Raw genomic sequence first — 26,734 nt, 5'->3', positions numbered from 1 at the left:
CCCTTGCTAACTTTACCCTTGCTAACTTTACCCTCGCTAGCTTTACCCTCGCTAGCTTTACCCTCGCTAGCTTTTCCCCATAAAAAAAGCCGCTTAGTTTAACTAGGCGGCTTTGGAGGTTAGTCTCACATTATTTTGGGCGTGTCTCCAAAATACTGCGAATACGTTACCAAGGAACTTTTTGTTTATTACGCTTAGATTGACTCTAAGGCAATTTTAACCATTTCATTGAAGGTGCTTTGACGCTCTTCACTTGGGGTTGCTTCACCGGTGATCACGTGGTCACTCACGGTAAATAATGCCATGGCTTTTGCACCATATTCAGCAGCAACGCCATATAAACCGGCTGTTTCCATATCTACCGCTAACATACCTAGTTTATCAAGTTCTTGATAAAAGCTGTTATCGGCTTGATAAAAGGTGTCGGTGGTAAATACGTTACCCACTTTCGCTTTAATACCTAGCTCTTTTGCTGCATTAACACCGTTTAATAGTAAATCAAAATCAGCAATTGCTGAGAAATCATAACCACGTACACGTGCACGGTTTACATTTGAATCTGTGCTTGCGCCTTGTGCAAAAATAACGTCACGAATTTTAATGTCGCTACCAATACCACCACAGGTGCCGATACGAATAAGGTTTTTAACGCCATAGCTGACGATTAGTTCGCGGGCATAAATCGACATTGATGGAATGCCCATACCAGAACCCATGATGCTTACTGGTTTACCTTTATAAGTGCCAGTAAAACCATACATGTTACGAACGCCGGTTACTTTTACAGCATCATCAAGAAAATTTTCAGCAATGTATTGCGCACGTAATGGATCACCCGGCATTAATACCGTTTGTGCAAAATCGCCATTATTTGCGTCAATATGTGGAGTACTCATTATTCGTTTCCTTTTACTTTTAGCGCGTTAAGCTTATCAATAAAGCCATCGCCATATTCAAGTGCAGGTAAGTTAAACCACTGGGCAAGTGTTTGACCTATGTCTGCAAAACTAGCACGTTCACCAAGCGGGGTATTTTCAAGCCCTACCTGATAAGCAAGTACAGGCACATATTCGCGGGTGTGCTCACTGCCCGGGAATGTTGGATCACAACCGTGATCCGCCGTAATAATTAGTACGTCATCGGCTTTAAGCTGCTTAAGTATCGTTGGTAAGTAATCGTCCAACTGTTTAAGCGCTTTTGCATACCCAACAGGGTCGCGGCGATGACCAAATTTTTCATCAAAATCAACTAAGTTAGTAAATATCAAACTGTGATCTGGCGCTGATGCCATTACCTCAGTGGTTTTTGCTAACAAGTTTTGTAAGCCTGGGGCTTTGTGTTTTTGGGTGATCCCTTGATGTGCATAGATGTCAGATATCTTCCCTATGCTAATCACTTCACCACCGTCATCGGCTAGTTTGTCTAGCAATGTTGGCGCTGGCGGTAACACTGAATAATCTCGACGATTGCCCGTTCTGGCAAAGTCTTGATTATTGGAACCCAAAAATGGCCGCGCAATCACTCGTCCTATGTTCATTTCATCAAGCAGCGCCCGTGTGATTTCGCAGACCTGATAAAGTTTTTCTAGACCGAAAGTTTGTTCATGCGCGGCTATTTGAAACACGCTATCAGCTGAGGTGTAACAGATTGGTTTACCTGTTTTTATGTGCTCTTCACCTAGCTGTTCTAAAATCGTAGTACCCGAGGCATGGCAGTTGCCTAAAATCCCTGGGATACCGGTACGAGCAATCAGCTCGTCAATTAACTGTTGTGGAAAACTCGGTTGTGTTTTAGGGAAATATCCCCAATCGAATAACACCGGTACACCTGCCATTTCCCAATGACCTGATGGAGTATCTTTGCCGCTAGAAAGCTCTTTTGCGTAACCCCAAGCAGCAATCGGTGTTTGACGGTCGCTAACAAGGCACGGTTCATTGCCTGCAGCTTCACATGCATCAACTAAACCTAATAACGATAGGTTAGGTAGTGATAGCCGTTCGCCGGTTTCTTCAAAGTATGCTTTAAGCAAATGTGCAAAAGTGTTTGCGCCCAAGTCGCCAAACTTGTCAGCGTCTGGTGCTGCACCTATGCCTAGGCTATCTGCCATTAATATAATTGCTCTTGCCATACTCACCTCGATTATCCAATGTAGCTACTTTATATTTTTGTGCTTTTTAACGTACAGGACATAAGTCCTGTTTCATAAAACCTAAACATTATAAATTTCACACCTTAAAGCGAAGCAAGAGAGATTATTCGTGTCTTTTTTGCTATTGTGATCTACCAACAATGTATCCTTCTGTGTGGATGAGAACTTTAGTGACACGAACAATAATAGCCATTGCTGGCGCTTCTGCGTCTGGCAAATCTCTTTTTAGCCAAACAATTTACAATGAATTGGTGAATGAGCTTGAACCAGGCGCCATCGCCGTGATTGAAGAAGATGCGTACTATAAAGACCAATCGCATTTGCCGTTTGATCATCGTACGCAAACGAATTACGACCATCCTGATGCGTTTGAACATGAGTTAATGTGTAAACATTTAACACAGTTACGTGATGGCGAAGCGGTAGAAGTACCTACCTATGATTATGCGCAGCATACTCGCAGTGACAAAACACGTACTGTGATGCCAGCAGAAATTCTCATAGTTGAAGGGATTTTATTGCTTAGTGATAAAGCGCTACGTAAAGAATTTGATATCAAAGTGTTTATTGATACACCGCTTGATATTTGCCTGATGCGCCGTATGCAACGTGATATGGAGCAACGAGGCAGAACATTACAGTCCGTTGTTGAACAATATCAAGCTACTGTGAGACCGATGTTTTATCAGTTTATTGAGCCTTCAAAGCACAAGGCTGATTTAGTGGTTACACGTGGTGGTATGAATCGTGTTGCGATTGATATAATTAAAAGTAAAATAAAATATTTACTGCAAAAATAACAACGGGAATAAGCAAAGATGACAACATTTATGAGCTTAGTCGGCATGTGTATGCTGCTAGGCATTGCATTTGCGGCTTCGACAAATCGCAAAGCAATTAGTTTTAGAACTGTCGGTATCGCTTTTGCCCTGCAATTTATAATTGGTGGTTTTGTCCTGTTTTCAGACGCAGGTAAAAATGCATTAGTTGGCATGTCAAAAGCCGTATCATCAGTGATCGGGTTTGCTAATGATGGGATCAGCTTTTTATTTGGACCGTTAGCAAATCAGGATACGTTAGGGTTTATTTTTGCTATTCAGGTATTGCCAGTTATTGTGTTTTTCTCAGCATTAGTTGCTGTGTTATATCACTTAGGCATTATGGATTGGATAATTAGAATATTAGGCGGTGGTTTACAAAAACTGTTGAAAACCTCACGCACGGAGTCGCTTTCAGCAACCGCAAACATTTTTGTTGGTCAAACTGAAGCGCCACTGATTGTTAAGCCGTTCATTGCAACTATGACTAAGTCAGAGTTATTTGCAGTGATGGTAGGTGGCTTAGCAACGGTAGCGGGCTCAGTAATGGCCGGTTACGTGATTATTGGTGTAGAGCTTAAATATTTAATTGCAGCCAGCTTTATGGCAGCGCCGGGTGGTTTCTTAATGGCCAAGATGATTGTGCCAGAGACCGAAACACCAAAAGATACTTTAGCTGATTTAGAGCTTGACGAAGACAAGCCTGTTAACGTAATTGATGCAGCAGCATCGGGTGCAGCAAACGGTATGCATTTAGCCTTGAATGTAGGCGCAATGTTACTGGCATTTGTAGCTTTAATTGCGCTGTTAAACGGTTTATTAGGTGGTATTGGTGGTTGGTTTGATTATCCAACCCTAACACTACAAGAAATTTTAGGTTATATATTTGCGCCGGTTGCCTGGTTACTAGGTGTACCGTGGAATGAAGCAATTATAGCTGGTAGCTTTATTGGTCAAAAATTAGTAGTAAACGAGTTTGTTGCTTATTTAGACTTTATGAATTATCGCGATACGTTAAGTGCGCACACACAAGCGATTGTCACATTCGCGTTATGTGGGTTTGCTAACTTATCATCGATAGCCATTTTACTAGGTGGATTAGGCGGTATGGCGCCTAGTCGGCGAAAGGATATCGCACGCTTAGGGCTCAGAGCAGTGTTAGCAGGATCTATGGCTAACCTTATGAGCGCCGCAATTGCAGGTTTTTTCCTCTCGCTAGCTTAGAAACTTTGAGATGAGCCTTGGTTGCAAAACAATAGGATAAGCCTTTAAGGGGTTAAAGACTTATCTTACTTGAACGATACTTCACAAAGGGCCTTTATGGCCCTTTTATCGTTTTTAATTCACTGTTTACTTTCATAATACTTTTCCTAGTTATTGCTATACTCAAAGTTCTATCGTCAAAAAGAGAAAATAAATGCGGCTATTTATTAATCTGCTACTTCTTTGTATCAGTGTCCATAGTACTGCAAATCAAAACTTAATGGTTGTGACCGAGTTGTCACCGCCGAATCAAGTTTTGCTGAATAATCAGGTAACTGGTTATAGTACTGAGTTAGTAAATATGATTATTTTAGAGGCTAAGCTCAATGCCCCAATCAACATGTACCCTTGGGCACGTGCTTATAAAATGGCGGTTAATAATAGCAACACCTTAATTTACAGTATGGCACGCACTACGGATCGCGAGACACTATTCCATTGGATAGGGCCAGTAGCACAGTTTGAAATGGGCTTTGTAAAACTCTCTGAGCGCAGTGATATTAACTTTGATAATACAGAGCAAGCTAAGCAATATAAAATTGCCGTACAGCGCCATGACCTTGCATCGCAAGTATTAGTAAAACGTGGTTTCGAAGTATTGCTGACCACTGATATTCAAAAGTCATATCAGTTACTACTAGCAAGAAAAGTTGATCTGGTAGTCGACGATGCTAATTATCTAGCTTCAATGAGTGAGCAGCTAGCGATCAATGCTAACGCACTGACGTTCGTACATGCCATAGAAGGACTGGCAGTTGCTGGTTACTTAGCTGCAAATATCAATACTGATAAAGATATTATAAAAGCACTGCAGCAGGCTTTTTTAAAGGTTAAAAGTACTGAAAAATACCGTCAATTAATAACGGCTCATTAACTAGCTATTGTACATAACGATGCCGATAAGCGTCAAAGTTATCCACCGCTTTAAGTTTTTCTAACTGCTCATTGAAGCGTTCAACTATTTCAATAGGCATCTCTTTATTAAATACTACGTAGTTACCCTGTAATGTATTTACTGGTAGCTCAACTAGTTTGACGACTTCTTTACCACCATGACCAAATTGCTGCAGTTGGTAATCTAAGGCAAACTCTGAGCCGAGAATTAAATCGATTTTATTTTTAAAAAATAGGTTCATATATTCATAGTGATGAGCTACTTTTAATAAGTTTTTATCTTGTTGGAAACCAATACTCTCCACTAGCCCCTCATAAATATTGCCTCTAACGACACCTAAGGTGTATGCACTAACTTGAGTAATATCAGTTGGATTAATGTGTTTGTTGTCGCGAAGACGATAAAAAAATGTACGTGAAGAAACCAATGGGCCAACCCAGTAAAATAAATCTTCTCGCTCAGCACTGCGAGCGGTTGATACTAGCCCTGAGAGCTGATTTTTTTGCACTAAATCGTATGCCCTTGCCCAAGGCAACAGCTCAAATTTGCACTCCACTTGTGAAAGCTCACACAACGTACGCACAATATCTAAATTAATCCCTTGCAGCTGCCCTTTATTCGAAAAATTATAAGGGGGAAACTGTTCAGTAAAAATAGTAATTATTGGCTTTGCAGCGCAAGTAAAAGTGAATCCAAAGCTAAACACTAGGATAAGTAATCGGTAGATAATCTATCTCGTTACAGAATAATAATAATAGATAAAGAATAGGAGGGGGAGCAAGTTACGTCAATTTTAAAACACAAAAAAGCAAGCCTAAGCTTGCTTTTTTTATTCTACCTAAAAGGTAAAATTATACAGCAGTGATGTTCTCTGCTTGTGGACCTTTTTGACCTTGTGAAAGAGTGAACTCTACACGTTGGCCTTCAGCTAAAGTTTTGAAACCTTCGCTTTTGATTGCTGAGAAATGTGCGAAAACGTCTGGGCCATTTTCTTGCTCGATGAAACCAAAACCTTTAGACTCGTTGAACCACTTAACTGTACCTGATACGATGTTTGACATTGTAATATCCTGATATAAAAATAAAATAATTGCTCTAGTGAGCGGTGTAGCAAAAAATGAGATGGTACTTTAAAAACTTCAGGACGGTACTACAAGTATTACTTATACAACATCGAAATGGAGATTTATAGCTTTCATGCTTTCTTTCTAGCTGCAGCAAACTATACAGGGTTAATAAGTTATGTCAACCCCCCTTTCGAGTCTTTATTTACCTTAGCCAATATTTAAGGCGCGTTGAGTAATTTTTTCTATCACGAATGAGTGTTACTTTTTTTGTTACAGTTGATTGCTCAGCATCATTTTTTGCAATCTATCACATATTTGAAAACTCACTGAAAAAATTGCGTAAAAGTAAAAATATATTCCATTCTTAGTGAGATTTCACCACTTATCGCAGCTAATAATCGCCTTATCTCAATAGGTGAGATCATTAGTAGTTATCTGCAGTATGCTTGGGCCATTGAGCACATAGTGATATTTGCCCCATTTAATTGCGCTTTGCTGCTATTTTTTGTGCACTTCAACTTTTATGACAGCAGGCACCTGCTGATTTACAAAGCGCTTACTGCGCTTATATCGGCACAATTTAATTTTTAAAAATGATAAGAGAAAAATAATGAAACACTTATTAGCAACCGCGATCAGTTCAGCGTTATTATTAACAGCCTGTTCTGAGCCCCAAACAACAGCAAACAACATTAAAGCCGAACAAACGGCTACAGCTGATCAAGTACAGCAAGCTAATCCACTGTTAGTGAAAAGCGTTTTACAATACGAAACGCCAGATTTCAATGCGATTAAAGACGAACACTTTATGCCGGCTTTTAATCAAGGTATGGCTGAGCAAATGGCTGAAGTACAAACGATTATCAATAATCCTGCTAAGCCTGATTTTGCTAATACAATTGTTGCGCTTGAAGAAAGTGGGGAATTATTAACCCGTACCCGTAGCATTTTCTATAACCTAGCAGGCAGTGACTCAAACCCAACGCGTCGTGAGATACAAAAAGAGCTAGCGCCAAAAATGGCAGCACACAGCGACAACATTTTCTTAAATAAAGCATTATTTGAAAAAGTAGCAACATTACACGCAGAGTCAGACACTTTGGCTTTAACAGCTGAAGAAACTCGCTTACTCGACGTTTACTACAAACGCTTTATCAGAGCGGGCGCAAAATTAAACGCAGAACAAAAACAACAAATTCGTGATATCAATACCAAGCACTCAAGCTTAACCACTCAGTTTTCACAAAACTTACTAGCATTGACTAACAGCAATGTTGTTATCGTTGACGATAAAGCGCTGCTTGATGGTTTATCAGCAGGCCAAATAGAGCAACTTGCCAATGCTGCAACACAAGCGGGTCACTCAGGTAAATATCTGATAAAAATCACTAATACAACACGCCAACCAATTTTAGCAGCGCTTAAAAACCGTGAGCTACGTGAAAAAGTATGGCGTGCATCATCAGAGCGTGCGCTATCGGGTGAAAATAGTAACCGCGAAATCGTGGCTGAACTAGCTCAGCTACGTGCTCAAAAAGCAAAACTACTTGGTTACGACAGTTGGGCTGCGTTTGGATTAGAATCACAAATGGCGAAGAAACCAGAAGCAGTATTTGATATGTTTGCCAGCATGATCCCTGCGTTGATGCAAAACGTTAATGCTGAAGCTGCTGCGATCCAAGCGAAAATCGATGAGTCTGGCGATCAATTTAAGCTACAGCCTTGGGATTGGCTATTCTACGCAGAGCAAGTACGTAAAGATAAGTACAACTTAGACGAAAATGCAGTAAAAGAATACTTTGAGTTTAATCGTGTATTAGAAGACGGCGTATTCTTTACCATGAACCGCTTATATGGCATTACTTTCAAACCACGCACTGATATTCCGGTTTATCACCCAGATGTAAAAGCATATGAGCTATTTGATGCTGATGGTAAGAGCCTTGCGATTTTCTTTGCTGATTACTTTGCGCGTGAAGGCAAACGTGGTGGCGCATGGATGAGCTCGTTTGTAAAACAATCTGGCTTAAAAGAACAAAAGCCTGTGGTTGTTAATGTAATGAACATTCAAAAAGGCGCCAAAGGTGAACCAACGCTAATCAGCTATGACGAAACAACAACGATCTTCCACGAACTGGGTCACGGCCTACATGGTATGTTCTCGAACGTGAAATACCCAACTTTATCGGGTACTTCAGTATCTCGTGACTTCGTTGAGTTCCCATCAACGTTTGAAGAAGATTGGGCTATGTATCCTGAAGTTATCGCAAACTATGCAAAACACCACGAAACAGGTGAGCCAATTCCTGATGAGTTACTGACTAAAGTAATTCAATCACGTAGCTTCAACCAAGGCTATGACACCCTTGAGTACGTTGCAGCGGCACTTTTAGATATGGAATGGCACTCATTGCCTGCTGATGCCCCGTTACAAGATATTGAGAAATTTGAGCAACAAGCACTAACTAAGCACGGTGTAAATGTGCCATTTGTGCCACCGCGTTATAAGTCTGCGTTCTTCTCACACTCAATGGGTGGCGGTTACTCAGCGGGCTACTACGCATACATGTGGAGTGAAATTTTAGCGGCCGATGCATTTGCTTACGTTCAAGAGCAAGGCGGTTTAACCCGTAAAATGGGCGATAAATACCGTAAAGAGATCTTAGAAGTTGGTAACTCACGTGACCTAATGGAGTCGTTCAAAGCGTTCCGCGGTCAAGAGCCTGACACCTCAGCGTTATTAAAACGCCGTGGTTTAAAAGCAACCGTTCAGTAAAAACAAGCTACGGATGGGAAAGTTAGAAACTAGCTATTTCCTGCTTAACGATCAAGGCGCGAAACTAATTTCGCGCCTGTAACTAGCAATGGCTATATACCGCCTCATTATGAGTGTATAAATTAGTGGGCTGAATAGATGTACTTAGTTCAGCTCACTAACTTTACTGTTTTTAACTCGCTAGCCCCTCACTGCACCACAAAATCAAAATAAGTATTTGGATAGGCTTGTGGCTGATAGGTAAAGTGCCACCACTCCATTGCGTAAGGCGAAAATCCAGCGGCCAACATGATATTTTTTAACTTATATCTGTTTGCTTGTTGGTCTTGAGTAATACGCGGATCATCGGTATTTGAGATGGTATCGAACATATCAAACAGTGAGCCCATATTTAGTGCTTTGCCTTGACTATCAGTCAAAGTTAAATCAATTGTTGAACCACGGCTGTGGCCTGATTTAGCTGCGATATAATCACCGAGTAACTGATCTTTTCCTAAATTAGGGTAATACGCTGCTTTGGTTTTTGTGTCAGTTGCGTCGTTAACCCAACGCACAAAGTGGTCAACGGCTCGTTGTGGTCGATAACAATCATAAATTTTAAAATTATAACCTGCTTGCTCCGCCTGAGAATGTGCTTTTACCAGCGCTGCAGCTGCCGTTTTATGCAATAAGCATTTAGGCGCGTTATAACCTTCGATTGGTTTACCAACAAAGTTTTGCCCACTAAAATAGCGAATATCAAATAATGCGGTCGGTATTAACGTTGCAACATCAACAAACTCACTACGATAGCTTTGAGCTGGGTCGGAATATGTAGCGTTAGCGTCATGGGCAATTGCTGCACTGCTTAAAGCATACACTCCAAGCAGTGACATTAGTTTAAAACTGATATTTAACAACATTGTAGTAGCTTATAACATTAAAAACAGGCTATTAATATTGCATAGTTAAAAGCCATTGCCAATAAATTATTCCTGCTCGACAAGTTCAGATTGGATAAACTGAGAATCAATAATACACCGATTACGACCCGTTTTTTTCGCTTTGTATAAAGCCTGATCCGCTTGTTTGAGTATCTCTTCAACACTAAATTGCATCAGTGGCCAGCCAGAAATACCTATTGATATGTTGATACTTCCTACTGGTTCGATGATTGTTTCTGATACACGCATACGTAATCGTTCCGCAAGTTGATAAGCTGATTTGGCGTTAATATTTGGTAATATAACAATAAACTCTTCTCCCCCCGTACGTGCAACAAAATCATTTTCACGGGTTACATCAACAATAATTGTAGCCAACGATTGCAAAACAATATCACCAATATCATGGCCAAACTCATCATTAACACGCTTAAAAAAATCAATATCGATAGCAAGCACAGTGAAGGGTGTTTGCTGTAAAGTTAATTGATCTAACATGAGCTCCAGGCTACGTCGGTTATGTAAGCCCGTAAGTGGATCTGTTTGTGCTTCATGCTGTAATAGACCAATCTGGTTTTGTAATAAGCCGACTCCTTTTAGCATAGCTAAACGCAGTTCAGAGCTTTCATAATACCAAGACCGCACTTGCCTTAACTGTTGCGAAGTTGACGGGTTATCAAGTGTTTTAGCCGTTTCTGCAAGTTGCCTTAACGGCTTTGAAATTAACCGAGCTAGCACCCAAATAAATATAAAGGTTGCCAACCCTACTGGCAGGGTTCGATATAAAACATTCATCATTAAATCGTCTAATGGCGCAAATGTAGCGTCAAATGGTCGTTGTGTGACAATGCCCCAAGAGGCACTTTTTAATGGTGCATAACCTGCCAGCATGACAATGTTTTGACTATTAATTAACTGCCTAGTGCCGCTTTCACCTCTTAGCACCGCTTCGATCACTGGATTGCCAAAAACTTGTTCACCGATCCGAGCAACATCAGGGTGATAAAGTAAGCGCCTATTCTTATCAACAACATAGATATATGAGCCGTCTTTATGAAAATGTACTTGCAGTAAGTCGTGTAAAATCCCTTTTTGTTTTAGATATAATGTCCCTCCTATGTAGCCAAGGTATTCACCTTGAGAGTTAAATATCGGATGCGAAATAACTATCACGAGGTTCCCTACCGCAGAAATATAAGGCTCACTGATCATTGGCTTTTTATTCGCTAGTGCTTGTTTTGCACCATCACTTTCTAAAAGTTGACCTTTTAGCTTTAGACTCAATGGTGAATGGGCTAATACCACACCATTTTTGTCAACGACAACCGTTGAGTTAAAGCTATCAGTTTGCAACCTAAGTCGCTGCGCCTCTTGCGCAAGAGTGTTTGCATCATTAAATTGGATTGCAAGAATTTTTGCTGAATAAGCGAGTTGCTGCTGAGCAGCCAGTAGAAACCGGTCAGTGGCAGAGACAAGTTTAGCGGCATACGCATTATGGTTTTTTAAGGTTTGCGATTGTAGCTGCTGTTTTTGTACTTGGTAGCTGGAATAAAAGCCATTTAGAAAGGTGATCACAGTCACTGAAATAGCTAAAAATAAGATTAACTTTTTTAAATCAAGATTGATATTAACACGGCCTAGCAAAATACTTACTTCTCTATGCTGGCCTTGTATTTCCTTGGCAATTATACTAACGATAAATGATAGCAAATAGCTCCCATACGATCCAGCTAAAAGCTCGTAAAGTACTTATTTCTGTTGTTCCCAACGGCTAATAATTTATCTCTATGCAATTTTTAGACCGCGCTCAGCTTGGCTCTCGCGACATAAAAATTTTAAATTCAAATACTTGTAATATTATTTGAATTTTCACTACATGCCAGTTGAACTTATGCAACAACTTGTTGCTGAGCTTGCGCTAAGCGATTGCTGTTTCCCCATAGAAAAATCAATTTATCTGTTTGCGCTTTTAACAAAATAAGCGAAGAAAATTTACCTTGCTCAAAATAAATAAATTATTACAATTAAAAGACAAATAACAAATAAAAGAACGTTATGGTTAAACATCACTGCCAGAATATATTGTCACAATTACCCAGTCATCGTTTGCTCGCCTTAGATGTACTGCGAGGGTTCACTATCACTGCGATGATTCTAGTCAATAACCCAGGAAGTTGGTTATATACCCAAACCACCTCATGATACAGAATTCAGCGTTGCACAGGGGCTTAATATCAAGGCGTTACTTTGCAACAATGGCAGTCCCTTTTAAGAAGTAACAACGATGAGAGTAAGTGCCTGTGAAACGCCCAACGGGTTGGTTTAAAAGCGATTTATACTGCGTTATTGATTTTAACAATAGAACCACTATTACTTGCAATCAATGCCTGGCCTACATCGCTTTTAATTCCAACTGAAACTCGGATCTTGAGGTGGTTTGGGTATCTCTGTACTGGCCGCTTAAACATGCTGATTGGCATGGCCTAACACCCACTGATTTAATTTTCCCATTTTTTATTTTTATTGTTGGGATGTCGATCACACTATCGGTTAATGCCATGCAGGCAAAAGGAATTACGAAACAAAGTATACTCAGATCTGGTGTAGTGCGTACGGTAAAGCTAGTTGCATTAGGTTGGTTTTTAGCCCTGTTCTACTATAATTTTCGCGATCCTAATTTCAGCTGGCTAGATGAACGTTTAGCAGGTATTAGGATCATGGGCGTTTTACAACGCATCGGTCTAGTTTATCTGATTGCCTTAGCTTGTTACCTTTATATAAAACCAAAGTATATTGCGCTTACCTTTGTTAGCTTACTCATCGGGTACGGCGCGTTAATGATATATACGCCCTATTCATTGCCTAACGGTGAAATCGTTAAAGGGCTGTGGCTGCATGGTAATAACCTCAGCGCTTGGCTTGATAATTTACTGCTCGGTGCAAATCATGTTTACTATGCCACAGCAAAACCTTTAGCATTTGATCCAGAAGGAATACTCTCAACCTTACCTGCAGTTGCAACGGCATTATCAGGAATATTATGCGGATACTATATAAGCACTGAAAAAAACCTTGGCAAACAAGTCAGAATATTTACCCTAGTGGCTATTACAAGCATTGTTTGCGGGTGCTTACTTTCACTTTTAATACCAATAAACAAAGCACTATGGACACCAAGCTATGTAATAATCAGCTCAGGACTAGCGATGTTATGCTATGCACTGTGTAGCTATATTCTCGATATTCGTAAAGTTCGCTTGTGGAGTGCGCCGTTTTTAGTGTTTGGCGCTAACGCTATTTTGTTCTTTATGTTTGCTGGCATCGTAGCGCGTATTTTAATTATGATCCCAGTGGCTGATACAAGTTTAAAAAGTGCTATATTTAATCAAGTATTACAACCGCTATTTGGTAATTATTTAGGCTCTTTTAGCTATTCGTTGCTATTTTTACTCGCCTCTTATCTAGTGATGTATGCGTGCTATAAACGCGGGATTTTTTGGAAAGTATAATGTCTAAGCCTCATCAAGAGGCTGCTTGACTCACTTTATCTAATAAATACAGCACAGATTGGTAGTTAATACCGCTGTGCTGAGTTAAGCCAATTTCACAACTGCGGCTATTAGAAATACCGCTACTGCAATTTTGAGGCACTTGGTTACGCAGCGTTTTTAATGCATTAGCATTTAGCTCTGGCAAGTTAAAGCCCTTATCGCCGGCAAAGCCACAACATTCAATATCAGCCGGAATAATCACTTCGTCACTGCATGCTTTAGCTACGGCAACAAGTTGTTGTTCACTGCCACGGCGTTTGCTACTACAGGTAACATGTAACATAACCGGCTCTGGTTGGGCTGTGATGGTCAGCTTAGGCAATAAATATTGATAAGCAAACTCAGCGCTTTCGAGTACTGTTAAACCGCGCTGTTGCGCTGCATCATTGCTTGTTAATGCACATGGACTGGCGTCAAAAATAATCGGGTAACGACCATTTTCAGACACCTGCTGCGCGATATCGAGTAACTGCTCAGCTTTACTTTTTGCCTGTTCAGGTAAACCTTTACTGGCAAAGGGCATGCCACAACATAGCTCATTAATTTGCATCGGCAGTAACAGTTCAATTCCCGCTTTAGTCGCGAGGCTATGCATAACTTGCATAATTGAGCGGCGATCATCCGCTTGCTCATCGGCTGCAAACACCCTGCTGGCACAACTGGGAAGATAAACCACTTTATCAGGCTGTTGTGCGTGTACTATGCTGTGATTAATTGGCTGCTCCCCCCTTGGCCACGCTGAATAATAAAGTGGGGTGCCAATCAGCTTATTAGTAGGTTTGGTTAAAGTACGCAGTGCCTGTGCACCAATGATGTTTCGCACCATCGCCATACTGGTTAAACCAAAGCGTGCTGTATTTGCTAATACCGCAAAATGTTTGACCGCAAAACTGGCTATGCGCGGCGCCACTTTTGCATTGAGTTGCTTTTTTGCCCTCAGGGATTTTATAAATTCACCGGTGTTAATACCAACGGGGCATTTCATGCCACACAGCCCGGTTGCTGCACAGCTATCAATACCTAAATATTGAAAATCTTTTTCGATACTGCTGAGCTGACGATTAATGTGCTGTTTTTCGCTAATATCACCGGTGTTACTAAGTTGATTAACCAATTCAGTGCGACGTCGCCACAGCGTAATACGTTGGCGCGGCGTTAAGGTGAGTCCTTTTGATGGGCATACGGTTTCGCAAAAACCACACTCAATACATTTGTCGATTATATCGTCGCTGCTAGGCATGGTTTTTAAATGTTGAATATGGCAGTTTTCATCGGTATTGATGATCACTCCTGGGTTTAAAATGTGGTCTTTATCAAACAATTGTTTAATACGTTGCATCACAGCAAAGCCATCAGTGCCCCATTCAGTTGCCACAAACGGCGCCATATTTCGCCCAGTACCATGCTCAGCTTTTAATGAGCCATTAAGTTTAACCGCCACCAGTTGCGACACGTCCCGCATAAATTGCTCATAACGCGCTACTTGCGCTGGTGTATCGAACGCTTGGGTAAATACAAAATGCAAATTACCCGCTAAGGCATGGCCAAAAATAATCGCTTCATCGTAACTGTATTTATCAAATAATTGATGCAGAGCTTTAACACCCTGAGCTAATACATCCAGCTCAAAAGCCACGTCTTCAATGATCACAGTGGTGCCATTTTCGCGCACTGCACCGACTGCCGGGAACGTACCTTTACGAATATTCCATAATGATGCATTGCGCTTAGCATCTGTTGAAAACGCCATAATCGCTAATTGATGGGCGCTAAAATGTGCGACAAGCTGATCCACTTGTTGTTGTAAATTAACTAATTTTGTTGCGTCTTCTGCACGTACTTCGATTAATAATGCTGCACTATCTGCTGGGTAGTTATGAACATCTTTAGGCATGATGTCATGATGCGCGACGCACAGGAGCGAGCGCTTATCCAATAACTCAACCGCCGCTACATCAAGCGTTGCTAGCTGCTTTACTAATTCACAGACTTGGCTTATATCATCAAAAATAATAAACGCTGAGCTTTTATGAGCATGATCAATCACCGTGTGGTAAGTAATATCAGCAATAAACCCCAGCGTACCTTCAGAGCCAATCATTAAATGCTTAATGATCTCAATCGGATCAGTGTAATCAATTAGCGCGTTTAAACCATAACCCGTGGTATTTTTTAAGCGGTATTTATGAGCGATACGCTGTGCCAACTCAGGATTATTTGTAACCTGCTGGGCAAGCGCAGTGATATCGTTAATAAACGGTTGATGGCTATGTAAAAATTCAGAACGGCTTTGCTCACTGCGTGTATCAAGCACTGTACCGTCAGCGAAGATTAAGGTCATGTCCTTTACTGTATGGTAACTATTTTGTGCCACGCCACAGCACATACCTGATGAATTGTTGGCTGCCATGCCAGCGATTTTACAACTATTGATTGAAGCGGGATCAGGGCCAATTTTACGGCCAAAAGGCGCAAGTACGGCATTGGCACGAGCACCAATAATAGCTGGCTCTAACCGAATGGCAGCGCCGTTATCTTCAATTTGATAACCAGACCAGCAATCACTAAGCAGCACTAATACAGAATCTGTAATTGCTTGGCCTGATAGGCTAGTACCGGCGGCACGAAAAGTAATGGCAACTTTATATGTTGCAGCGGCACTGATGACCAGTTGCGCTTGTTGCTGATCAGCAACCAGTACTATTAGTTGCGGCACTAAACGATAAAAGCTGGCATCAGTGCCAAAAGCATAGCGCCTAGGGTAATCTTCAATAAACGCCGAGGCTGGCAGCTTATCACTGAGTTGTTGTTGAAATAGTGTCAGTGCTGTTGCCATTATTTGCCCCTTTGCGTTCTGTTAATTTACTCGCTTGGCGACCCACCAAGCATTATGGAATATATTATTACTTGAAATAAGAGCGAATTACCATTAATAAAAGCTTGTCTAATATTATTTTTTTTCATCTAAATAACTATTAACTCTTAATATTTATGTAATGATCAGGCAAACATGTGATTCGTCGGTGGTTTTTGCAGTTCTGCAAAAAAACCGTTAATGTGACAAAAATATGTTGTATTTTAATCCAAAATGGCATTACCATCAGGAATAAAATATTCATAACTAAAATAAGCAATTCAGCTTTGGAGCCTACTGTGTTAAATAAGTTTGCCATATCATCAATTCTCTTTGGACTAGGGTGTTTATTACCAATGAAATCGACCTTTGCAGCGACCAATTTAACCCTTGAGCAACAGCTTGGCCAAAAGCTGATGCTCGATTTTCGTTATTATTGTGAGCAAGACAGCGAGAACACACCTGAGCAAAAGTGCCGTAATGCAGTCACTGAATTACCTGCAGATTTAGCCAAGGTGATCACTAAACATAATATTGGTGGGGTGATCTTATTTGCTGAAAATATCGATAATATTGCGCAAATCGTTAAATTAAATAATGCTATGCAACAAGCTGCAGCAAAGTCGAGCTTAGGCGCACCATTATTTATTTCAATTGACCAAGAAGGCGGACGTGTTGCACGTATTCCTCGTGATATTGCCACTTCATTTACTGGTAATATGTCGATTGGCGCAAGTTATGCGGTTCACGGCACCAAGTTTGCTACACAATCTGCACAAGTGATTGCTGATGAATTAAAGGCCATTGGTGTGAATGTTAACTATGCACCAACTATTGATGTAAACATGAACCCTGATAACCCGGTTATTAATGTGCGCTCATACGGTGAAGATCCAACACTTGTGAGTATTTTAGGTGGCGCACAAGTTGCTGGCTTTGAAGGTAATGGCGTAATTACCTCACTGAAACACTTTCCAGGCCATGGTGATACAAACGTTGATAGCCACACCGGCTTGCCAAAAGTAATGCACGATAAAGAAACTATCTGGGAAAAAGATTTACCTCCGTTTCAAACTATTATTAAAAAGCAAAACCCTGGCATGATCATGACTGCGCATATTCAGTACCCAGCACTGGATAGCAGCACATTTGTTAGTAAAGATGGCAAAACCATGATCAAACCTGCGACGATGTCGCATAAAATCATCAGCGAATTATTACGCGATGAAATGGGCTATCAAGGTGTAGTGATCACCGATGCGCTAGATATGGCTGGTATTAGCCACTTTTTCGAACCAATTGAAGCCGTTGTAAATACTTTTGCTGCCGGGGTTGATATTGCTTTGATGCCAATTGAAATTCGTAGTCCAAAAGATTTAGTCGTATTAGATAAACTGATCAGCCGCTTAGTGAGCGAAGTTAAAAAAGGTAATTTACAAGCAGACGAAGTCGCTATCTCTGCTCAACGCATCATCAGTTTAAAAAGTAAATTTAAACTGACCACAGAGCTTGACGAATCGTTAGCAATGCAAAAAGCACAACTTATTCTCGGTGATGATAATCATCGCAAAGTCGAAGCTGAGCTGGCTCTTGCCGCCATTACCCAAGTTAAAAATGACCAGCACACTTTACCGATTAAACTGACGAAAAATAGTAAAGTACATATCATCATGCCTGATACCCGCAAGTGTTTGGCGCTACAACAGGCAATTGCAGAAAATACTCAGCAACCACTTGCATTTAGCTGCACCAGCTTACAAGGCTTTGAGCCCACTGCGACGTTAAAAGCAATCAATGAAGCGGATATCATCATTGCAGGCAATGCATCACCAAACCAAAGCGCGGTAGAAATTGGCGGCATGGATGACCTTGCTGATAACCCTGCATTTGCAATTGCAAAATCGGCGCAAGGTCCGGCACTTGAAAAACTGCTTCAGCAAGCGCAACAAGCTGATAAGAAAACCGTTTTTGTTAGTTTACGAGCACCATACGATATTGCCACATTTGGCCAATATGCGGATGCAATTTTAGCAACTTATGCGTATAACATAGATGTAGATAATGATGTTAAAGTAGCAGGGCCAGCTTTTACTGCTCTTGCAAAAGTACTAGTTGGTAAAAAGCCAGCGCAAGGTACTTTGCCTGTTACCGTCAGTGGCATTAACAACAACTAAAAGTTTACGAGGATACTATGCAACATAACGCATCACTTACTACGCCTTACGCTATTCGTAATATGATCAGGAATGAAGATTATACCGGTAGTACATCGGGCTTTGTTCCCGGCTTTGTACAGGCTAATTTAGTGATTTTGCCCCAGCGCTATGCGTTTGATTTTTTACAATTTTGCCAAGCAAACAAAAAAGCGTGCCCAATTGTAGCAAGTAGCCGCACGCCTGGAGCTACCAGCATTCCAAATGTTGCGCATGATTTAGATATTAGGACTGACATACCTCGCTATCGTATTTTTAAAAATGGCCAATTGATTGAAGAAGTAACGAATATCAAAGAGCAATGGCGCGATGACTTGGTCACTTTTTTAATTGGTTGCTCGTTTTCATTTGAAGAGTCGTTAAAGTTGGCGGGCCTAGAAATACGTAATATTACGGAAAATAAAAATGTACCTATGTACATGACTAATATTCCTTGCGAAAGCGCCGGTATATTTCATGCTAACATGGTCGTTAGTATGCGACCGATGAAGCCGGCAGATGCGATTCGGGCAATCCAAATATGTAGCCGCTTTCCAGATGTGCATGGAGCGCCAGTTCACTTTGGGGATCCAGCTGCAATAGGTATTAAAGATATTAATCGCCCTAACTTTGGTGAATCTGTCACCATTAAAGACGGTGAAGTACCGGTATTTTGGGCCTGTGGTGTCACGCCGCAAGTCGCCATCGCTAATGCTGCGCCTGATTTTTGCATTACACATAGCCCAGGTCATATGCTGATCACCGACATTCAAAACGCCCATATCTCGGCTTTTTAAACGGAAATAATGATGAAGCTCAATTGTGATTTAGGGGAAAGCTTTGGCGCATGGCAAATGGGCCTTGATGAAGAGGTAATGCCGCATATTGATATGGCTAATATTGCTTGTGGTTTTCATGGCGGTGATAGTGATGTTCTAGCACGCACCCTGATGCTTGCTAAACAACATAACGTCATTATAGGCGCGCACCCCAGCTATCCTGATAAACAGGGCTTTGGTCGTCGCTCCATGGCATTAACACCACAAGAGCTAAGCAATTGCCTGCATTATCAAATAGCCGCAATTGAAGGCATGGCAAAAGTTCAAGGCCTCACTTTAGAGTATGTGAAGCCACATGGCGCGTTATATAACGATATGATGGCCGATAAAACAATTTTGACCACGGTGATGCAAGCTGTTGCCAGTTACCCGAGCCCTTTAAAACTAATGCTTCTCGCCACTGCGAAAGCAGAGCAACATCAAAAACTTGCTCAACAATATCACCTTGAATTAATTTTAGAAGCATTTGCTGATCGCCAATATACCGATGACGGTCAATTAGTATCACGGAAAATTGCTGGTAGTGTGCATGATAAACCTGCGCTAATAGCGCAAGTTAAACAGTTACTCGCCACCGGCTGCGTAACCACACAATCGGGCAAACAACTGCCTTTACACGCCGACAGTTTATGTGTGCATGGCGATAACGCTGCAGGCATTGCCCTTATTCAAGAGATCAAAGCGTTATGCCACACTCGTTAAGTGATGAACAATTAAGTCAAGCAATCGAAACCATGATGGTAGAACAAAACCTACGTGGTATGCAAAATCTCTATGCCTATCAACAGACAGGTACTTATCTGCGCGCTGCAAAGTCGTTATTTGATGCCAAAAGTACGGTACTCATTGGTACCGGTTTTGCCGTCAAGCAAACCTTTGAAACCGATGGCCCTGTTGGCGCCATTGCTTTATACAATGCTTTAATTACGCTGCGTAAAAATCCTATTTTAGTCTGTGGAAACCCCCTTTACAGTGCACTGAAAAATGAATTTAACTGTTTTGAATTGCCACTGAATAATTTTACTGATGCAATGGCTTTTAGCAAAGCTGCGCTGGCTGAGTTAAAACCAGATTGCGTATTGTCTATCGAGCGCCCTGGGCTGTGTCACGGCAATAAATATTACAATATGCGTGGTATTGATATTTCGGCTGATTGTGGTTGTTTTGATTTTTTTGTCAGCCAAGCACCCTGCCCAACTGTAGCTATTGGTGATGGCGGTAACGAAATAGGGATGGGCAATTTATCACAATATATGACTGAGCTGAGCATTATGCCGTGCCTTACTTGCTGCGATGAACTGCTGTTAGCGGATGTATCAAACTGGGCAGCTTACGGCATTATTGCGTTTTTAAGCCGCTGGCATAGCCAAGACTTACTCGCAGAAGTCGATACTTTAGCAATCCTGCAATATTTGAGTGAACGTGGCAGTGTAGATGGCGTTACTCACAAAAACGAATTAACCGAAGATGGCTTACATGCTATGCATGGCCAACAACTCATCGCAAGACTACGTCAGCTTAGCGGTGTTGCCAATCAGAATGAGGATTTATAATGAGTACGGTGTATTTAAACGGCGACTATATGAACGCAGAGCACGCAAAAATATCGCCAATGGACAGAGGCTTTTTATTTGGCGATGGTATTTACGAAGTGATCCCTGCCTATAATGGCAACATGCTTGGCTTTGCAGCGCATATTGAACGCATGAAGAATGGTTTAAATGAACTGGAAATTGTACTCGATTATACAGCTGATACATGGCGTGAAATCTGCCAGCAGCTGTGTGAGAAAAATCACGGCGAAAACCTTGGTATTTATTTGCACGTTAGCCGTGGCGCTGATACTAAGCGTGCTCATGCTTACCCTAGTGGTATTACGCCAACGGTATTTGCCTACGCCTTTGAAATTCCAGCACAACCCGTTAGTGATATCGACAACGCCACGACTTATACTGTATCCGTTGAGCAAGATAAGCGCTGGCAGCGTTGCCACATCAAGTCAACCGCATTACTCGGCAACGTGATTCATTACCAGCATGGTGCGGCGGCTGGCAATAAAGAAACCATTTTATACAATCGCTTAGATGAGCTTACCGAAGCAAGCTCAAGTAATGTGTTTATTGTTAAAGATGGCGTGATCAGCACACCACCATTGGATAACCAAATTTTACCGGGTATCACTCGCTGGTTAATTTTAACGATATTACACAGCCACAGTGACTTTAAAGTTCAAGAACGTATTATTACTAAGCAGGAACTATTTGCAGCCGATGAAGTGTGGATCACCAGTGCCACAAAAGAAGTTGGCCCAGTGGTAAAACTCAACGGTCAACTGGTCGCTGATGGCAAACCAGGGAAAATATGGCAACAAGTACAGAGCTTATTTACTGAACATAAGTTTGATTATTAATAGCGCTAAGCGGTAATTATAAAAGCCGGGTTTGTTAAGTAAACACGGCTTTTAAAATCCAATTAAATTGTCGCTTACTTAGGCTGATACGGCCAAACTTCTAGTACTCCATCACTGCTTTCGCTGACAATTTTTTTATTTTCTTTATCATACGCTACAGCTAAAACTGAGCCACGAATGCGCTGTTGTGTCGCTTTATACTCAGCCAATAATGTACCATCTTTTACACGCCATAATTGTATCGTGCTTTTCGGTGAGCCGGTTAAAAACCATTTATCATCATTTACAAACCGCGAGTGGTTAAACTCTATAAAATTAGTAAATATATTTAGCTCAGCTTTTTTAATACCGGTGTTTAAATCAAGAAATATACGATCATCAACAGAATCTATCGCAAAACCTAAACTTGCATTTTCGTTTATACTGACATGATTAACACGAGTCGCTAATTTGAACTCTTTTAAAATAGTGCCATCTTTCGTTGACCATAAATAACTAAACTTATCGCTTGAACCGCTTAATGCTGTTTGTCCATCGGCAGATAGTGCTACAGAATTAATATCAAGGCGATGAACTTGAAATAGCGTATTTTGCTTCGTTAGAGAGTTGATCACATCAGCTTCACCGCTACGATAGCCTACCACTATTAACTGACCGTTTGCTGATATTGCAATATCACGAGCAATGTTTTTCCCTGTTGACCAACTACCCAGTAGTTGACCATTTACAACTGAAAATAAATGTACTGACATGCGGTTAGAAATATAAAACTTAGTTTTATCATCACTAAAGCCAAGCAGTTCAATATGTTTTGCATCATCACCGGAAATGCAACTAAACAAGGTTTTGCTTATCTTATTATCCCATACACATACCTTACCTTGCTCTGAGACAACACTTAGCTGGCCATCATTAGATAACGCCGCTGACTCAACAATTTCTTGCGTATGGCGAAATTGTGATGTTGATGGAGCTTCAAAAACTGGCTCTCCTGAGCAACCAACCAGTGCCGATAAAATCCCTATTAAAACGAGTGTTAAAATACAAAAGCGCACACGTATTCTCACTTATATTATTGTTATTAAACGGTACTTAAAGATCTTACAAGCTATAAAGTAAAGTCTATACTCTCATTTCATCGCCATTTTAGCCATCTGTTTTAAGCACTTAGCCCGCTACTTTGTCGTTGAACTGATGATTGGACCAATATGCGTTATTTTTAGCACTTTAATGCCACACAAGCCTAAAATTGTGTGCTTCAACTGCTTTGTCACACAGTCTCCTTGAAAATAACGATAATAAACGTGGGTATCAAGCGTTAGTACAACCTCTGCGGTAAGTACTTTAAGAAGTTTTTCAGGAATGCTTTTATTAGGTTGATATTGAAAGGCAAAGCCATTAACGCAGGCCAATCTAAGTCATGTCTAGTGACTTTTAGCTGTTTTAATTGAGTTAAACTTAACCCTAATAATTGTGCACGTTTATAAGCGAAACAAATTCCACATCAGCGTTATCATAAATACGGTAACAACCTTGACGTTCTATGTTTGTCAGTAGACCTATACTTTCATAATGCCTAATTGCTTTAATTGACACGCCTGAACGCTTGCCATTTCACGTAGACCGGCTGCGCCCTTATCAGTAGCGCCAAGCTCAATCGCTTTGTTATCCCTGAAAATTTCCGGCTGGGGAGTAAAATAATATTAATGCTAAAATAAATATGTTAGTAAATCTCTTAACCAAAGCTCAGCTTAAATAGTCATAGCCTTTACTTTATTTATGAAGTTATTAGCGTATTATCAAAGTCTTACTAATGACACTAAACAAAACAGCAAAATGTTATGGATTTTTCTCTTTATACTAAACTGAGCCCACAACTTAGTCATAATAGTTATTGTTGTGAGTTTGACAGTAGTAGTTTTATTGACAGTGACTTTTTAAATTATCAGATTGTGTTACCGCAACAACTACAAAAGGCTGTTGTTAAACGAAGAGCTGAATACCTCGCCGGCCGTTTTTGCGCAAAACAGGTGTTAACCGCCCTCAATATCCCCTGTTTTGATATTATCTCAGGCCCCGATCGCGCGCCCATATGGCCTAAAAACATTATTGGTAGCATTACCCACACGCAAGGGATCGCAATGGCTATAGCATGTCAGCACACTGATATCGCTGGAATTGGTATTGATATAGAGCAACTAATGAGTGCCAAACAAGAGCTAGAGCTACAAAAGCAAATTTTGCATCCCGATGAATATCCACTGTTTAGGCGATTGGCTGGGCAGCTTTCACATCCATTAACCGTCATTTTTTCAGCAAAAGAAAGTATTTTTAAAGCACTATATCCAAGCGTAAAGCAATTTTTTGGTTTTGAAGCTGCACAGCTAATTGCTTTTAATCAGCAACAACTGCAGTTTAAAATTACTAAAACGCTCGCAGAGCAAGTGCCTCAAGACACTTACGTAACCGTTTTCTATCAATGTAATAAAAGTGTAGTACTCACCGAGTGTGAATTTACTATCGCAGCTCAACCACTCAAAAATATTAATGTCGGCAAGTAGCCACTAATAATCAATCAGGTATTCATCGCATGATGGTGTACCTTTGGGTTTTGTTATTCTATAACGGTTAGGTGCGATAATTAATAACAAGGAATTAAAATGAAATTGATTGCCCCCGCAGCCCTCCTAACCTCGCTGTGTTTTTCAGTATTAGCCAATGATAACCTGCAAACTTTTCAACTAGAAAATGTATTCGACCTTGAATATGCCAATCAAATTGAAATGACTAACGACGGTAAAACCGTCTACTTTGTTCGTAATCGGATGGACATTAAATCAGATAGTAAAGTTAGTAATATTTGGTCTGTCGACAGTAGTTCAAAGCAATTACAACCGCTTACATCGGGTGTACATATGGATTACTCCCCTGTCTTGTCGCCAGACCAATCACGTTTAGCGTTTATTTCAACTCGTGATGGCAGTAGCCAAATTTATGTAAAATGGCTAAAAACAGGCGCTGTTGCAAAAATTAGTAATCTTACTCAAAGCCCTTCAAGTTTGCAGTGGTCACCTAATGGTCGGCAATTACTGTTTAGCCAATTTGTACCGAGTAAAGTTAGTTCTCCTATTAACTTACCAGGCAAGCCTGAAGGTGCCAGCTGGGCAGAGCCTGCTAAATTTATTGATGACGTATATTATCGTGCCGATGGCGGCGGTTATACCAAGCCTGGTTTTCGTCATTTGTTTACTATTGAAGCCAATGGCGGTAATGCCCGTCAGTTAACCTCTGGCGACTTTGATCATGGCGGGCCAGTTAGCTTTTCTGAAGATGGTAACAGCCTTTATTTTTCGGCTAATCGCCATGCTGACTTTAAACTCAAACCAACAAATTCTGAAATATATCAGCTAACATTAAATGATCTACAAATAACAGCGCTTACCGACCGAGAAGGTCCTGATCAGCAACCGCAAATATCACCAGATGGGCGTTATCTTGCCTATACCGGTTATGATGATAAACGTACCAATTATGAAAATACCCAGCTATATATTCGCGATTTAAAATCGGGTGATACCACAAGTTTAACCGCTGATTTTGACCGCAGTGTCGAGCAAATTAAATGGGCTGATAATTCTAGAGGGCTTTATTTTAGTTACGCCAGTGAAGGCCAAACCGCACTCGCTTATCAACCACGTAGCGGCAAACGAAAAGTGATCACACAAAAAATAGGGAGTGTTTCATTCGGTCGCCCTTATTCTGGTGGTGACTTTGATATAAGCGACGATGGTGATGTGGCAATCACGCTTGCTGATACCCAACGTCCTGCTGATATAGCAATAGTTAAAAATGGTAAAACACAACGTTTAACAAAATTAAATGACGACGCGCTTGGTAATAAACAGCTGGCAAAAGTAGAAGAAATTTGGCTGAAATCAAGTTATGACGACTTACCAATTCAAGGTTGGGTCGCCTACCCTCCTGGGTTTGATAGTAGTAAAAAATATCCCCTTATTTTAGAAATACACGGCGGCCCTGTCGCTAACTACGGTCCACACTTTAGCGCTGAAATACAATTATTTGCCGCTAAAGGTAATGTGGTTTTATATATGAACCCGCGTGGTAGTGACTCATACGGGAAGGAGTTCGCGCAAACTATTCATCACAATTATCCTAGTAACGATTTTGATGACTTAATGACTGGCGTTGATGCGCTTATTGGCAAAGGTTTTATTGATCAGTCAAAACTGTTTGTAACCGGTGGCTCAGGTGGCGGTGTACTTACGGCGTGGATTGTTGGCCATACAGACAGATTTGCCGCCGCTGTTGTTGCCAAGCCGGTGATCAATTGGATCAGCTTTGTACTAACTGCCGACTTCTACCCATTCTTTGCCGATTACTGGTTCCCAGGTAAGCCATGGGATCATATTGAGCATTATATGAAACGCTCGCCAATTAGCTATGTTGGTAATGTTAAAACACCAACCATGCTACTCACTGGTGAAGCGGATTACCGCACTCCTATTTCTGAGACCGAGCAATTCTATCAAGCATTAAAGCTACAAGGAGTTGATACAGCAATGGTACGTATTCCTGATGCATCACATGGCATAACAAAACGGCCGTCAAACTTGATGGCTAAAGTAGCTTATATTCAATGGTGGTTTGATAAGCATAGTAAATAGAAGTTAGTTAGCGGCGAGAGTAAAGTTAACAAGTTGCAAGTGTGAAGCTAGAAACCGTAGCTTGGTCCTTAACAACTTTTACTCTCGCTAATTTGTCCCTAGTCAAATCCCCTGTAAACCCCCTTTACAAAAAGTGAGTGCTCATTCACATATTCTAAAGTTTACACAAGTATCGGACTTTGTAAAAAATCGAGTTAGTAAAATTTCGGTTTATGACATTTTTTGGTCATCGAGTTAGTAAAAAATCGGTTTGAGTCACTGTTTATGGCGTTTAAGTTGGTAAAAAAGTGGTTTGTAGTCGGTTAGAGTTGG

21 protein-coding genes are annotated in these 26,734 nt (G+C 40.9%); 12 read left to right on the top strand and 9 right to left on the bottom strand.

Annotated features, from left to right (window positions below; translation table 11 throughout):
* Nucleotides 1-194: 194 nt before the first annotated feature.
* Nucleotides 195-896, bottom strand: a complete 702-nt coding sequence (deoD, locus tag H5180_RS05325) for a purine-nucleoside phosphorylase (protein WP_145238795.1) — start codon at nt 894-896, stop codon at nt 195-197.
* Nucleotides 896-2,128 (bottom strand): phosphopentomutase, encoded by a 1,233-nt coding sequence (locus H5180_RS05320; RefSeq protein WP_145238798.1) that lies wholly within the window; start codon nt 2,126-2,128, stop codon nt 896-898. Before H5180_RS05320 ends, deoD begins: the two co-directional genes overlap by 1 nt.
* A gap of 191 nt (nt 2,129-2,319) precedes the next feature.
* Between H5180_RS05320 and udk the strand changes: the two genes are divergently transcribed.
* The 3 genes from udk to H5180_RS05305 all read left to right on the top strand — a co-directional run bounded on the left by udk (nt 2,320) and on the right by H5180_RS05305 (nt 5,104).
* A complete protein-coding gene (gene udk / locus H5180_RS05315) occupies nt 2,320-2,949 on the top strand; it encodes a uridine kinase (protein ID WP_145238801.1) in 630 nt (209 codons plus the stop codon).
* A gap of 18 nt (nt 2,950-2,967) precedes the next feature.
* Entirely contained in the window at nt 2,968-4,191 is a 1,224-nt protein-coding gene (locus H5180_RS05310; RefSeq protein ID WP_182731970.1) for a NupC/NupG family nucleoside CNT transporter, read from the top strand.
* A 193-nt stretch (nt 4,192-4,384) separates the two neighbouring features.
* The gene (locus tag H5180_RS05305) at nt 4,385-5,104 is read left to right on the top strand and encodes an ABC transporter substrate-binding protein (protein ID WP_182757844.1); all 720 of its coding nucleotides are present in this window, start codon (nt 4,385-4,387) and stop codon (nt 5,102-5,104) included.
* 4 nt (nt 5,105-5,108) lie between these two features.
* Here H5180_RS05305 and H5180_RS05300 read toward each other — a convergent pair whose 3' ends face one another.
* Together H5180_RS05300 and H5180_RS05295 are read right to left on the bottom strand one after the other, a co-directional pair.
* Nucleotides 5,109-5,831, bottom strand: a complete 723-nt coding sequence (locus H5180_RS05300; RefSeq protein WP_182757843.1) for an ABC transporter substrate-binding protein — start codon at nt 5,829-5,831, stop codon at nt 5,109-5,111.
* Between the two features lie 145 nt (nt 5,832-5,976).
* Nucleotides 5,977-6,186 (bottom strand): cold-shock protein, encoded by a 210-nt coding sequence (locus tag H5180_RS05295; protein WP_058559473.1) that lies wholly within the window; start codon nt 6,184-6,186, stop codon nt 5,977-5,979.
* Nucleotides 6,187-6,802: 616 nt separating this feature from the next.
* Here H5180_RS05295 and H5180_RS05290 point away from each other — a divergent pair.
* A complete protein-coding gene (locus H5180_RS05290) occupies nt 6,803-8,968 on the top strand; it encodes a M3 family metallopeptidase (RefSeq protein WP_145238813.1) in 2,166 nt (721 codons plus the stop codon).
* A 188-nt stretch (nt 8,969-9,156) separates the two neighbouring features.
* On the opposite strand, the gene H5180_RS05285 is transcribed toward H5180_RS05290, so the two are convergent.
* Both H5180_RS05285 and H5180_RS05280 read right to left on the bottom strand, forming a co-directional pair.
* Nucleotides 9,157-9,870, bottom strand: coding sequence for a M15 family metallopeptidase (locus H5180_RS05285; protein WP_182757842.1), 714 nt, complete (start codon nt 9,868-9,870; stop codon nt 9,157-9,159).
* A gap of 66 nt (nt 9,871-9,936) precedes the next feature.
* On the bottom strand, nt 9,937-11,535 hold the full coding sequence (locus H5180_RS05280) for a sensor domain-containing diguanylate cyclase (protein ID WP_182757848.1): 1,599 nt from the start codon (nt 11,533-11,535) through the stop codon (nt 9,937-9,939).
* A 788-nt stretch (nt 11,536-12,323) separates the two neighbouring features.
* Between H5180_RS05280 and H5180_RS05275 the strand changes: the two genes are divergently transcribed.
* Nucleotides 12,324-13,400, top strand: a complete 1,077-nt coding sequence (locus H5180_RS05275; RefSeq protein ID WP_145238820.1) for an acyltransferase family protein — start codon at nt 12,324-12,326, stop codon at nt 13,398-13,400.
* Between the two features lie 13 nt (nt 13,401-13,413).
* Here H5180_RS05275 and H5180_RS05270 read toward each other — a convergent pair whose 3' ends face one another.
* Nucleotides 13,414-16,278, bottom strand: a complete 2,865-nt coding sequence (locus tag H5180_RS05270; RefSeq protein ID WP_182757841.1) for an FAD-binding and (Fe-S)-binding domain-containing protein — start codon at nt 16,276-16,278, stop codon at nt 13,414-13,416.
* Nucleotides 16,279-16,652: 374 nt separating this feature from the next.
* Here H5180_RS05270 and H5180_RS05265 point away from each other — a divergent pair, with 374 nt between their 5' ends.
* Genes H5180_RS05265 through H5180_RS05245 form a run of 5 tightly spaced genes read left to right on the top strand, consistent with a single transcriptional unit; the run spans nt 16,653 to nt 21,737 of the window.
* Entirely contained in the window at nt 16,653-18,470 is a 1,818-nt protein-coding gene (locus tag H5180_RS05265) for a glycoside hydrolase family 3 protein (protein ID WP_182757840.1), read from the top strand.
* Between the two features lie 17 nt (nt 18,471-18,487).
* Nucleotides 18,488-19,285, top strand: a complete 798-nt coding sequence (locus H5180_RS05260; RefSeq protein ID WP_149980357.1) for a putative hydro-lyase — start codon at nt 18,488-18,490, stop codon at nt 19,283-19,285.
* 12 nt (nt 19,286-19,297) lie between these two features.
* Nucleotides 19,298-20,029, top strand: coding sequence for a 5-oxoprolinase subunit PxpA (locus tag H5180_RS05255; RefSeq protein WP_182757847.1), 732 nt, complete (start codon nt 19,298-19,300; stop codon nt 20,027-20,029).
* Nucleotides 20,014-20,880 (top strand): glutamate cyclase domain-containing protein, encoded by an 867-nt coding sequence (locus tag H5180_RS05250; RefSeq protein ID WP_182757839.1) that lies wholly within the window; start codon nt 20,014-20,016, stop codon nt 20,878-20,880. Before H5180_RS05255 ends, H5180_RS05250 begins: the two co-directional genes overlap by 16 nt.
* Nucleotides 20,880-21,737, top strand: a complete 858-nt coding sequence (locus tag H5180_RS05245) for an aminotransferase class IV (RefSeq protein ID WP_145238837.1) — start codon at nt 20,880-20,882, stop codon at nt 21,735-21,737. Before H5180_RS05250 ends, H5180_RS05245 begins: the two co-directional genes overlap by 1 nt.
* Nucleotides 21,738-21,811: 74 nt before the next feature.
* On the opposite strand, the gene H5180_RS05240 is transcribed toward H5180_RS05245, so the two are convergent.
* Together H5180_RS05240 and H5180_RS23815 are read right to left on the bottom strand one after the other, a co-directional pair.
* Nucleotides 21,812-22,792, bottom strand: a complete 981-nt coding sequence (locus H5180_RS05240; RefSeq protein WP_182757838.1) for a WD40 repeat domain-containing protein — start codon at nt 22,790-22,792, stop codon at nt 21,812-21,814.
* A gap of 409 nt (nt 22,793-23,201) precedes the next feature.
* Nucleotides 23,202-23,333, bottom strand: coding sequence for a MerR family transcriptional regulator (locus H5180_RS23815; RefSeq protein ID WP_222428961.1), 132 nt, complete (start codon nt 23,331-23,333; stop codon nt 23,202-23,204).
* A 245-nt stretch (nt 23,334-23,578) separates the two neighbouring features.
* Between H5180_RS23815 and H5180_RS05230 the strand changes: the two genes are divergently transcribed.
* Nucleotides 23,579-24,298: a 4'-phosphopantetheinyl transferase gene (locus H5180_RS05230; protein ID WP_145238847.1), complete on the top strand. Its 720-nt coding sequence runs from the start codon at nt 23,579-23,581 to the stop codon at nt 24,296-24,298.
* 99 nt (nt 24,299-24,397) lie between these two features.
* On the top strand, nt 24,398-26,422 hold the full coding sequence (locus tag H5180_RS05225; protein ID WP_182757837.1) for a S9 family peptidase: 2,025 nt from the start codon (nt 24,398-24,400) through the stop codon (nt 26,420-26,422).
* Nucleotides 26,423-26,734: the final 312 nt, after the last annotated feature.

It is taken from the genome of Pseudoalteromonas sp. SR41-4 (genome assembly GCF_014163985.1).
Taxonomy (GTDB): domain Bacteria; phylum Pseudomonadota; class Gammaproteobacteria; order Enterobacterales; family Alteromonadaceae; genus Pseudoalteromonas; species Pseudoalteromonas rhizosphaerae.
The sequence above is the reverse complement of the archived record's forward strand: the minus strand, read 5'-3'. Positions and strand labels throughout refer to the sequence as shown.